The organism is Micromonospora sp. C97, from assembly GCF_018070385.1.
Classification (GTDB): Bacteria; Actinomycetota; Actinomycetes; order Mycobacteriales; family Micromonosporaceae; genus Micromonospora; species Micromonospora parva.
This window is the reverse complement of sequence record NZ_JAGPXU010000007.1, coordinates 93,509-105,261: the sequence shown is the minus strand read 5'-3', so window position 1 is coordinate 105,261 and position 11,753 is coordinate 93,509. Positions and strand designations below refer to the sequence as shown.

Sequence of the window (11,753 nt, the reverse complement as noted above, 5' to 3'; positions counted from 1 at the left end):
CCGGCGGTCCGCGGGCCGCCGGCACACCTTCGGCGTACGCCGGGTGCGCCCGCCAGCGATGTGATGAGCTGTACGGGTGTCGGGGCTGGGACTTGTGCTGCACCCCACCCGGGATGTCACCGAGGTGGTCGGGATCATCGAGCGGTGGGCGACGCGTCACCACAAGACGCTGATGGTGCGCGAGGAGGACCAGCACCGTGTCCCGTCCGCCGTCGAGCCGGTGCCGGCGGGTGAGGTCGCGGCCCGCGCCGACGCGTTGATCAGCATCGGCGGTGACGGCACCATGCTGGGTGCGCTGCGCTCCGCCATCGGCGACCCCAAGCCGGTGCTCGGCGTACACCTGGGTCGTCTGGGGTTTCTCGTCGAAGTCGAACCGCCGGAGTTGCCCGAAGCGCTGAGCCGGCTGCTGTCGAAGGATTTCACCATCGAGTCGCACGCCTGCCTCGCCTGCGACGTCTGCGGTGACGACATCGTGGCGTTCAACGACATCGCGTTGGTTCGCCAGCCGGGGGCCGGCTTCGTCAGCGTCACGCTCGCCATCGACGGCCAGCAGTACGGCTACTACCGCAGCGACGCCGTGGTGGTCAGCACTCCGATCGGCTCGACGGCGTACAGCTACGCCGCCGGTGGTCCACTGATCTCCCCGGCGGCGGACTCGGTGGTGATCACGCCGGCGGCGCCGATGGCCGGCATCTCCCGGGCGGTGGTGCTCTCCCCGGACGAGAAGATCCGGTTGGAGTTGCAGCCCAACTCGTCGCCGGTGGTCGTGGAGATGGACGGGTTGGTGTTCCGCGACGCGGCGACGGAGGGGACGGTGGACATCTCGTACCGCCGCGATGCCGGTCTGGTGGTCCGCTTCGATCCGCTGCGTTACCAGGAGCGCAACCAGTTGAAGATGACGCTGCTCGACCTGCCGTTCCTCCCCGAGCAACTCCGTGAACTACTCCCCGAAGAGCTGCGCCGACGCGGCCAACAACTACCCCCATCCGCCGACCCCCCACCCTGCTGAATACCCCCACCCCGCTGCCTGCCCCGCGACGCCGTTGATCAAGAGGTTTGCGTCACGACACGCCGGTCGGCATGACGCAAACCTCTTGATCAACCGGGGTAGAGGGGGGCAGGAGGGGGTGCGTGGGGTTAGGCCTGGGTTAGGGCTTGGTCTACCAGGGTTTTGGCTTCTTCCTGGATCTTCTTCAGGTGGTCGGGGCCCTGGAAGGACTCGGCGTAGATCTTGTAGACGTCTTCCGTGCCGGAGGGCCTGGCGGCGAACCAGCCGGACTCGGTGCTCACCTTGAGGCCACCGATCGGTGCGCCGTTGCCCGGGGCGGTGGTCAGCGTCGCGGTGATCGGCTCACCGGCCAGCTCGGTGGCGGTGACCTGGTCCGGGGAGAGCTTGCCGAGCACTGCCTTCTGCTCCCGGGTGGCGGGGGCGTCGATCCGGGCGTACGCGGGCGCGCCGAAGCGCTCGGCCAACTCCGCCCAGTGCTCGCTCGGGCTGCGGCCGGTGGTGGCCTGGATCTCGGCGGCGAGCAGACAGAGCAGGATGCCGTCCTTGTCGGTGGTCCAGGTCGAGCCGTCGCGGCGCAGGAACGACGCCCCGGCGCTCTCCTCACCGCCGAAGCCGACAGCGCCGTCGAGCAGGCCGGGTACGAACCACTTGAAGCCGACCGGCACCTCCAGCAGCGGCCGGCCCAGGTCGGCGGCAACCCGGTCGATCATCGACGAGGAGACCAGGGTCTTGCCCACGGCGGCCGCCGGCCCCCACTCGGTGCGGGTGCGGAACAGGTGTCCGATCGCCACCGCCAGGAAGTGGTTGGGGTTCATCAGCCCGGCGTCCGGGGTGACGATGCCGTGCCGGTCGGCGTCCGCGTCGTTGCCGGTGGAGATCTGGTAATCGGCCCGCGCGGCGATCAACGACGCCATCGCGTTCGGCGAGGAGCAGTCCATCCGGATCTTGCCGTCGCCGTCCAGGGTCATGAACCGCCAGGTCGGGTCGACGGTCGGGTTGACCACCGTCAGGTCCAGCCGGTGCCGCTCGGCGATCTCACCCCAGTACGCCACGCTCGCCCCGCCCAGCGGGTCCGCGCCGATGCGGATCCCCGCGTCACGGATGGCGTCGATGTCGATCGCCGCCGGCAGGTCGTCGACGTAGTGGGCGAGGAAGTCGTACTCCCCGGTGGTGTCGGCGGCCCGCGCCCGCGCGTAGGTGATCCGGCGGACCTCCTTGAGCCCGGCGGCGAGGATGGCGTTGGCCCGGTCCTGGATCCACCGGGTGACGTCGGTGTCGGCCGGCCCGCCGTTGGTGGGGTTGTACTTGAAACCGCCGTCGTCGGGCGGGTTGTGCGACGGGGTGATCACGATGCCGTCGGCGAGGCCGCTGGTCCGCCCCCGGTTGTGGGTGAGGATCGCGTGCGACAGCGCCGGGGTCGGGGTGTAGCCGTCGCGGCTGTCCACCAGCACGGTGACCCCGTTGGCGGCGAGCACCTCCAGGGCGTCCACCGCGGCCGGCGCGGAGAGCGCGTGGGTGTCCCGGGCGAGGAAGAGCGGCCCGTCCAACCCCTGCTCGCGTCGGTAGTCGCAGAGCGCCTGGGTGACCGCGAGGATGTGGTCGGAGTTGAACGCGTTGCGCAGGCTGGAGCCGCGGTGCCCGGAGGTGCCGAAGGAGACCTGCTGGGCCGGGTCCGCGGGGTCCGGATGCTCGGCGTAGTAGGCGGTCACCAGGCGCGGCACGTCGACCAGGTCGGCGGGCTCGGCGGGCTGGCCGGCACGGGGGTGGGTCACTGCGGGATCCTCCTCGGGAAGTGCGGGACGCTCACGGCACGACCTTCTGGCCCTTGCCGATCACCACGATGCCGTTGTCGGAGACGGTGTAGCGCTGCCGGTCCTTCTCCAGGTCGACGCCGATCTCGACGCCCTCCGGGACGAACACGTTCTTGTCCAGGATGGCCCGTCGGATCACCGCGTGCCGGCCGATCTCCACACCCTCCATCAGCACCGAGCCCTCGACGTGCGCCCAGGAGTGCACCCGCACCTTCGGCGAGACGATCGAGTTCTCCACCAGCGAGCCGGAGATCACCACACCCGGGGAGACCATCGAGCCGACCGCCCGGCCGACCCGTTCACCCCACTGGTGGACGAACTTCGCCGGCGGCCACGGCGGCTGCTCGGTGTAGATCGGCCAGTCGAAGTTGTACATGTTGAAGACGGGGTGCACGTTGATCAGATCCATGTGCGCGTCGTAGAACGAGTCGAGCGTTCCCACGTCCCGCCAGTAGCCGCGGTCGCGGTCGGTGCTGCCCGGCACCTCGTTGTCGCGGAAGTCGTAGACGTTGGCCTCGCCGCGCTCGACGAGCATCGGGATGATGCTGCCGCCCATGTCGTGCTTGCTGGTCTTGTCTTCGGCGTCGCGCTCGACCGCCTCGCAGAGGGCCCGGGTGGTGAAGACGTAGTTGCCCATCGAGGCGTAGATCTCGTCCGGCGCGTCGGGCAGGCCGACCGCGTCGGTGGGCTTCTCGCGGAACGCGCGGATCCGCTTGCCGTCCTCGCCGACCTCGATGACGCCGAACTGGTCGGCCATCGACAGCGGCTGGCGGATGCCGGCGACGGTCACCGCCGCGCCGGAGGCGATGTGGTCTTCCACCATCTGCCGCGGGTCCATCCGGTAGATGTGGTCGGCGCCGAAGACGATCACGTAGTCGGGCTGCTCGTCGTTGATGAGGTTGAAGCTCTGGTAGATGGCGTCGGCCGAGCCGGCGAACCACCACGGGCCGCGACGTTGCTGCGCGGGCACCGGGGTGACGTAGTTGCCGAGCAGCGTGGACATCCGCCAGGTCTTGGTGATGTGCCGGTCGAGGGAGTGGGACTTGTACTGGGTCAGCACGACGATCTTGAGATAGCCGGCGTTGGCCAGGTTGGAGAGGACGAAGTCGACCATGCGGTACATCCCGCCGAACGGGACGGCCGGCTTGGCCCGGTCCGTGGTGAGTGGCATCAGGCGCTTGCCCTCCCCACCCGCCAGGACGATCGCGAGCACCTTGGCAGCCATGCCCCGACGCTATCCACCCTCGCCTCACTTCACCACTCGTACGGGGAGTCTTCTGCACTAGGGTGCGGGGTCATGACGGAACCCACCCCGCCGCGCGTCGATCTGCTCACCCGCGAGTACCCACCGGAGGTCTACGGCGGCGCGGGCGTGCACGTCGAGTACCTGGCCCGGGAGTTGCGCCGCCGCACCGACGTGCGGGTGCACTGCTTCGGCCTGCCGCGCACCGAGCCGGGCGTCACCGCGTACCCCGAACCGCCCGGCCTGACCGGCGCGAACGCCGCGCTGCGCACCATGGGCGTGGACCTGGAGATGGCCGCCGGCACGGCCGGCACCGACGTGGTGCACAGCCACACCTGGTACGCGAACCTGGCCGGTCACACCGCGAAGCTGCTGCACGGGGTGCCGCACGTGGTGACCGCGCACAGCCTGGAGCCGCTGCGGCCGTGGAAGGCCGAGCAGCTCGGCGGTGGTTACGCGCTCTCCTCGTGGATCGAGCGCACGGCGTACGAGTCGGCCGACGCGATCATCGCGGTCAGCGGCGGGATGCGCTCCGACGTGCTCACCGCGTACCCGCAGATCGACCCCGACCGGGTCCGGGTGGTCTACAACGGCATCGACACCATCCAGTACGCCCCGGACGCCGGCACCGACGTGCTCGACCGGCTCGGCATCGACCCGTCCCGGCCGAGCGTGGTCTACGTGGGAAGGATCACTCGGCAGAAAGGGCTGCCGTACCTGCTGCGCGCCGCCCGGGAGTTGCCGGCGGACACCCAGCTGGTGCTGCTGGCCGGCGCGCCGGACACCGCCGAGATCGCCGCCGAGGTCGAGGAGTTGGTGGCCGAGCTGCGGGCCAACCGTTCCGGGGTGGTCTGGGTGGCCGAGATGCTGCCCAAGCCCGAGGTGATCCAGGTGCTCACCCACGCCACCGTCTTCGCCTGCCCGTCGGTGTACGAGCCGATGGGCATCGTCAACCTGGAGGCGATGGCCTGCGAGACGGCGGTGGTGGCGACCGCCACCGGCGGTATCCCCGAGGTCGTGGCCGACGGTGAGACCGGGCTGCTGGTGCCGATCGAGCAGGCCACCGACGGCTCCGGCACGCCCCTGGCCCCGGACCGTTTCGTGGCCGACCTGGCGGCGGCGATCAACACTCTGCTGGCGGACCCGGCGCGCACCGAACGGTTCGGCCTGGCCGGCCGGAGACGCGCGGTGGAGCACTTCTCCTGGGACGCCATCGCCGGGCAGACCCTGGAGGTCTACCGCTCCGTGCTGGCCCGCTAGATCAGGCTGCCGAGCCACAGGCCGAGCGCGGCCAGCACGAGGCTCGCGCAGAGGCTGCCGAGCACGTTGAACGCCTCGACGGCGGCGTTCTTGCGCAGCAGTCCCAGGGTGTGCCACTCCTCGGTGGAGAAGGTGGTGTACGCGCCGAGGAAGCCGACGCCGACGACGGTGGCGAAGTCCTGCACGCCTCCGGCGGTGTGTTTCACCGCGTAGCCGGTGACGATGCCGAGCACGAACGCGCCCGACACGTTGATCAGGAAGGTGCTCGCCGGGAACGCCTTGCTGGACCCGGTGGCCCGCCTGCTCCACCACGGCTTCACCAACGCGTCGACGCCGGCGCGGCTCAGCGCTCCGAGTCCGCCGGCCAGGAACACCCCGATGCCGACGACCCACATCAGGCACTCCTTGCCGTCGGACGCCCGGTGCGCAGTTCCACCAGGCGGGCGCCGAGCGCCGCCGCGAGCACTCCGAGGACGATGGACACGACCAGGTAGACGATGCCGATTCCGCTGCGCCGCGCCCCGATCAGCTGGTCGCTCTCGACGATGAAGTGCGACCAGGTGGTGAACCCGCCGATGAGCCCGGTCGACAGGAACGGCTTGCCCCACGGGCCCGGCAGCCGGTGTGCCGCGAGCAGCGTCATCACGGCGCCGAGCGCGAACGCGCCCACCATGTTGATCACGAAGGTGACCCAGGGGAAGTCAGGTGGCGTGGACGGCGCGAAGCCGAGCCCCAGCAGGTACCGCAGGGTGGCGCCGATACCACCGCCGACGACGATCGCGAGGATTGTCATTGGCCCATTGACTCACCGTCGTATGCCACCGACGCCCCGGCCGGGCGGCCCTCACCCGTACGGTCGACGTCCGCCCGGTCAGATCGGCGTTCCGGGTGGGGACTTGAACAACGACGTCGCCTGTGCGGGGTGACCGCCGTGCCCGTTGCGGAGCGCGACGGCCGCGATGCGGATCAGGTCGATGTTGACCCCGGCCGCGCCACTCGGGTCGTCAACCTTCAGTTTCACGTCGAGGCTCAGCGTCGTCTCACCCCAGCCCTGCGCCTCGATGTTGAGGTGCGCCACCTTCTGTGATCGCAGGTGCGGCAGGTAGCCGAGCGGAGCCACCTCGACCTTGTCGGCGTCCGGCAGGGCGTTGAGCTTGGACTGTTTCTTGGTGTTGGGGTTCTCGACCAGGTTGCGGAAGTCCTCGGTACCGCCCAGATTGACCTGGTAGGAACTGACCAGCGTCAGGCCCCGTTCGCGCAGCAGCCGCAACAGCGCGTTGTGCACCACCGAGGTGCCGAACTGGCTGGCCAGGTCGTCTCCGAGCAGCGGCAGACCGGCCGCCTCGAACCGGCTCATCACCTGCGGATCGCGGGAGATCGGGTCGGCGGTGGTGTTGATGAAGGCGACGCCCGCGATGCGCGCCGCCTCGGCGTACGCCCGGGCGGTCTCCGGTCGGCCGCTCGGCGCCGAGTAGAGCAGCACCTCCGCCCCGGCCAGTGCCGCCGCCACCCGGTCCACCCCGGTCGCGTCGACGAGCCCCTTCGTGACCGGCACACCCGAGCTGGGCAGGTCGCAGTTCAGCCGAGGGACGTTGTTGGGCGGCAGGAAGATCGCCTCGGTCAGATCCTTGCCGATCTTCTCCTTGGAGGTGGCGAAGGCCGCGACGAACTCGATGTCGCCCACCGCGATCCCGTCGACGACCGGCCGGCGGACACCCACCAGGCTGCCGTTGTGGCGGTGCAGCGCGATCCCCTGCACCAGCGCTGACGTGTTGTTGCCGACACCGACGACCGCGACCCTCACCCGTTTGATCATGACCGGAGGCTACGGCACCTCCGGCTCGGTGATCCCGTTCCGCCGCCGTCAAGATCACGCTGGAACCACGATCTGGTGGCATCGCCGAGGCTCCGACACCACTAGAACCAGGATTTTGCGCGATCTTGCGTCCTTCGGATCGTCGCGACACCTTCCGTGCACCGGGTGTGGGACAGAGCGGCACGCTTGGCCGCGCGCGAACGGATCTCGCGCAGTAGGTTGGCGGGGTGACTGGACGGTTCCCGATCGAAGACGTCTCCCCCGTCGTCTCCTGCGGGCGGTACCCGGCAAAGGCGGTGGTCGACGAACCGGTCCCGGTGTCGGCGCGCGCCTACCGGGAGGGGCACGACGCGCTGGGCTGCAACGTGGTGTGGGCCGGCCCCGACGGCGAGCCGCGGCCGTTCACCCGGATGCGCCCCGGCGAGCCGGGTCAGGACCGCTGGCACGCCACCATCTGCCCCGACGCCGTCGGCTCGTGGACCTTCTCCGTCGAGGCGTTCCAGGACCCGTACCTGACCTGGCAGAACGCGGTGACCAAGAAGGTCGCCGCCGGGCAGGGGCCGGAGGACCTGGCCAACGACCTGGCCGAAGGCGCTCGGGTACTCGCCGCCGCCCGCAGCCTCGTCCCGGCCGCCGACCGGCCCCGGGTCGCCGACGCGCTCACGGCGCTGGTCGACACCGACCTGCCGCTGGCGCAGCGGGTCGGGCCGGCTCTGGCCCTGGCCGACCTGCTCTGGGAGCACCCGGTGCGAGAGCTGGTCACCGCCGGTGACGCGTACTCGATCTGGGTTGACCGCAAGCGGGCGCTCTACTCGGCCTGGTACGAGTTCTTCCCCCGCTCCGAAGGGGCGGTGGGTGGCCGGTCCGGCACCTTCGCGACCGCCACCGAACGGCTGCCGGGTGTCGCCGCGATGGGCTTCGACGTGCTCTACCTGCCGCCGATCCACCCGATCGGCCGCATCAACCGCAAGGGCCGCAACAACGCGCTCACCGCCGGTCCGACCGACGTGGGCTCGCCGTGGGCGATCGGCGCCGCCGAGGGCGGCCACGACACGATCCACCCCGACCTGGGTACGCCGGCGGACTTCCGAGCCTTCATCCAGGCGGCTGCCGCACAGGGCCTGGAGGTCGCGATGGACCTGGCGTTGCAGTGCGCGCCCGACCACCCGTGGGTCACCGAGCACCCGGAGTGGTTCACCACCCGGGCCGACGGCAGCATCGCGTACGCGGAGAACCCGCCGAAGAAGTACCAGGACATCTACCCGGTCAACTTCGACAACGACCCCGAGGGCATCCGGGCCGAGGTGCTGCGGGTGGTGCTGCACTGGGTCGGTGAGGGCATCCGGATCTTCCGGGTGGACAACCCGCACACCAAGCCGTTCGACTTCTGGCACTGGCTGATCGCCGAGGTGAAGACTGTCGACCCGGACGTGCTGTTCCTGGCCGAGGCGTTCACCCGGCCGGCGATCATGCACGGCCTCGGCAAGATCGGCTTCACCCAGTCGTACACCTATTTCACCTGGCGCACGACGGCCGCGCAGATGCGGGAGTACTGCGAGGAGCTGATCGAGGCGGCCGACTACATGCGGCCGAACTTCTGGCCGAACACCCCCGACATCCTGCACGAGTCGTTGCAGCACGGCGGCCCGCCGATGTTCAAGATCCGGGCGGTGCTGGCCGCGCTGCTCTCCCCCTCCTGGGGCCTCTACGCCGGTTACGAGCTGTTCGAGCACGTGGCCCGGCCGGGCGCCGAGGAGTACCTGGACAACGAGAAGTACGAGCTGCGCCCCCGCGACTGGGCCGCCGCCGAGGCGCAGGGCCGCTCGCTGGCGCCGTTCCTGACCACCCTCAACCGGGTACGCCGGGACAACCCCGCCCTGCACCAGCTGCGCAACCTGCGGTTCCACGAGATCGACAACCCGGCGCTGCTGTGCTGGTCGAAGCACGACCCGGAGACCGGCAACACGGTCATCGTGATCTGCTCGTTCGACCCGCGCGAGGTGCAGTGGGGCAACACCACCCTCGACATGCCGGCGCTCGGCTTCGACTGGCACGAGCGCTTCACGGTGTACGACGAGCTGACCGGCACCAGCTACGACTGGGGTCAACGCAACGCGGTACGCCTCGACCCGTACCTGCAACCCGCGCACGTGTTGACGGTGCGTCGCCCGACCCCGCCGGTCGCGCCGCCGCTGGCGGGCGCCGAACCGGCGGACCTCACCGTCGCCGACGTGCCGGACGACCTGTCCGGCGGCACCGCCCCGGTGGCCCCGGCCACCGCGCCGTCGCCCCCCGCCACCGCGCCGTCGGCCCCCGCCACCGCCCCGGTGGCCCCGGCCACCGAACCGTCTCCCCCCGCCACCGCGCCATCGGCCCCAACCGCCGCTCCGGGGCCCCCGGCCAGCGTGGCGGCGACGCCGGCCACCCTGGCGTCCCGGGCGGCGGCCCGTGCGGCCGCCACCCGCCCGTCCCGTTCCGCGCCGACCGCTCCCGCCCCGAAGGACGACCGATGGACCAGCTGATCTCCGGCGCGACGCACGACCCGCACGCGTTGCTCGGCGCGCACCCCGCCGACTCGTCGACGACGATCCGCACCATGCGCCGGGGCGCCGGGGACGTGATGCTGCTCGTCGGCGACGAGCGGCACCCGATGAAGCGGGTCCACGACGTGGGCGTCTTCGAGGCGCAGGTCGACGGCGTCGTGCTCGACTACCGGGTGGAGGTCGACGGCACCGCGCACGACGACCCGTACCGCTACCCGCCGACCCTCGGCGACCTGGACCTGCACCTGATCCGCGAGGGCCGGCACGAGCGACTGTGGGAGGCGCTCGGCGCCCGGGTGTTCGACGAGGGCGTGGCGTTCAGCGTCTGGGCGCCCAACGCCCAGGGCGTGCGGGTGGTCGGCGACTTCACCGGCTGGGGGCCGGACGACGGCTGGCCGATGCGCTCGCTCGGCTCCAGCGGGGTGTGGGAGCTGTTCGTCCCCAACGCGCGGGTCGGGGCCCGTTACAAGTACCGGGTGCTCGGCGCCGACGGGCAGTGGCGGGACAAGGCCGACCCCCTCGCCGCGTACGCCGAGGTGCCGCCGGCCACCGCCTCGGTGGTGCACCACTCGACGTACCGGTGGAACGACGCGGACTGGTTGGCCCGGCGGGCCGAACGGCAGCCGCACCAGGAGCCGATGAGCGTCTACGAGGTGCACCTCGGCTCGTGGCGGCCCGGCCTGGGCTACCGCGAGCTGGCCGAGCAGCTCACCGCGTACGTCACCGAGCTGGGCTTCACCCACGTGGAGTTCCTGCCGGTGATGGAGCACCCGTTCGGCGGTTCCTGGGGTTACCAGGTGACCGGCTACTACGCGCCGACCTCCCGGTTCGGCGACCCGGACGACTTCCGGTACCTGGTGGACCAACTGCACGCCGCCGGCATCGGCGTCCTGCTGGACTGGGTGCCCGCGCACTTCCCCAAGGACGAGTGGGCTCTCGCCCGGTTCGACGGCACCCCGCTCTACGAGCACCCCGACCCGCGGCGCGGCGAACACCCCGACTGGGGCACGTACGTCTTCGACTTCGGCCGCAACGAGGTCCGCAACTTCCTGGTCGCCAACGCGCTCTACTGGTGCGATCAGTTCCACGTCGACGGGCTGCGGGTCGACGCGGTCGCCTCGATGCTCTACCTGGACTACTCCCGCAACCACGGCGAGTGGGCCCCCAACCAGTACGGCGGCCGGGAGAACCTGGAGGCCATCGCCTTCCTCCAGGAGGTCAACGCCACCGTCTACAAGCACCACGCCGGCGTCGTCATGATCGCCGAGGAGTCCACCGCCTGGCCGGGGGTCACCCGACCCACCGCCGAGGGCGGGCTCGGCTTCGGGTTCAAGTGGAACATGGGCTGGATGCACGACACCCTGCTCTACACCTCGAAGGACCCGATCTACCGCCAGCACCACCACCACCAGCTCACCTTCTCCCTGGCGTACGCCTGGAGCGAGAACTACGTGCTGCCGATCAGCCACGACGAGGTCGTGCACGGCAAAGGCTCACTGGCCGGCAAGATGCCCGGCGACACCTGGCAGCGGCTGGCGAACGTGCGGGCGCTGCTGGCGTACATGTGGGCGCACCCCGGCAAGCAACTGCTCTTCATGGGCTCCGAGCTGGCAGACGACCGGGAGTGGAGCGAGGAACGCGGCCTCGACTGGTACCTGCTGCACGACCCGGCCCGCGCCGGCGTGCAACGCCTCGTCGGCGACCTCAACCGGGTCTACCGGGACACCCCGGCGCTCTGGGCCCAGGACACCGAGCCGGCTGGCTTCCGCTGGATCGCCGGTGACGACGTCGCCAACAACACCGTGTCGTTCATCCGGATCGCCCCGGACGGCTCGACGCTGGTCTGCGTGGCGAACTTCTCCGCTCAGCCGCTGCACGACTACCGGATCGGATTGCCGGCCGGCGGGACGTGGCAGGAGGTGCTCAACACCGACGCCCACCACTACGGCGGGTCCGGGGTGGGCAACCTGGGCGAGGTGCGGGCCGAGGACGTGCCGTGGCACGGGATGGTCGCGTCAGCGGCCCTCCAGGTGCCGCCGTTGGGTGCGATCTGGCTCCGCCAGAGCTGATG

General features: G+C 70.7%; 8 protein-coding genes and 1 pseudogene. 4 read left to right on the top strand and 5 right to left on the bottom strand.

Annotated features, from left to right (window positions below; genetic code table 11):
- Positions 1 to 85 precede the first annotated feature (85 nt).
- Complete coding sequence (locus KBX26_RS12910) at positions 86 to 1,009, top strand: NAD(+)/NADH kinase (RefSeq protein WP_247680578.1); 924 nt, start codon at positions 86 to 88, stop codon at positions 1,007 to 1,009.
- Between the two features lie 128 nt (positions 1,010 to 1,137).
- Here KBX26_RS12910 and pgm read toward each other — a convergent pair whose 3' ends face one another.
- Positions 1,138 to 2,781 carry a phosphoglucomutase (alpha-D-glucose-1,6-bisphosphate-dependent) gene (gene pgm, locus KBX26_RS12905; RefSeq protein ID WP_030335775.1) on the bottom strand — a complete coding sequence of 548 codons (1,644 nt, stop codon included), beginning with the start codon at positions 2,779 to 2,781 and terminating at the stop codon, positions 1,138 to 1,140.
- A 31-nt stretch (positions 2,782 to 2,812) separates the two neighbouring features.
- A complete protein-coding gene (gene glgC, locus KBX26_RS12900) occupies positions 2,813 to 4,045 on the bottom strand; it encodes a glucose-1-phosphate adenylyltransferase (protein ID WP_030335777.1) in 1,233 nt (410 codons plus the stop codon).
- A 72-nt stretch (positions 4,046 to 4,117) separates the two neighbouring features.
- On the opposite strand from glgC, the gene glgA reads away from it, so the two are divergent.
- Entirely contained in the window at positions 4,118 to 5,323 is a 1,206-nt protein-coding gene (gene glgA / locus KBX26_RS12895; RefSeq protein WP_210859028.1) for a glycogen synthase, read from the top strand.
- Here glgA and KBX26_RS12890 read toward each other — a convergent pair.
- The 3 genes from KBX26_RS12890 to KBX26_RS12880 all read right to left on the bottom strand — a co-directional run bounded on the left by KBX26_RS12890 (position 5,320) and on the right by KBX26_RS12880 (position 7,139).
- On the bottom strand, positions 5,320 to 5,718 hold the full coding sequence (locus KBX26_RS12890; RefSeq protein ID WP_210865495.1) for a CrcB family protein: 399 nt from the start codon (positions 5,716 to 5,718) through the stop codon (positions 5,320 to 5,322). The two genes, glgA and KBX26_RS12890, sit on opposite strands and share 4 nt — an antisense overlap.
- Positions 5,718 to 6,116 carry a CrcB family protein gene (locus tag KBX26_RS12885; protein WP_051708754.1) on the bottom strand — a complete coding sequence of 133 codons (399 nt, stop codon included), beginning with the start codon at positions 6,114 to 6,116 and terminating at the stop codon, positions 5,718 to 5,720. Before KBX26_RS12885 ends, KBX26_RS12890 begins: the two co-directional genes overlap by 1 nt.
- A gap of 78 nt (positions 6,117 to 6,194) precedes the next feature.
- A complete protein-coding gene (locus KBX26_RS12880; RefSeq protein ID WP_210865494.1) occupies positions 6,195 to 7,139 on the bottom strand; it encodes an inositol-3-phosphate synthase in 945 nt (314 codons plus the stop codon).
- A gap of 227 nt (positions 7,140 to 7,366) precedes the next feature.
- On the opposite strand from KBX26_RS12880, the pseudogene KBX26_RS12875 reads away from it, so the two are divergent.
- A pseudogene (locus tag KBX26_RS12875) lies at positions 7,367 to 9,442 on the top strand (maltotransferase domain-containing protein); the annotation flags it as partial.
- 206 nt (positions 9,443 to 9,648) lie between these two features.
- Complete coding sequence (gene glgB / locus KBX26_RS12870) at positions 9,649 to 11,751, top strand: 1,4-alpha-glucan branching protein GlgB (protein ID WP_210865493.1); 2,103 nt, start codon at positions 9,649 to 9,651, stop codon at positions 11,749 to 11,751.
- The last annotated feature ends 2 nt before the right edge of the window (positions 11,752 to 11,753 follow it).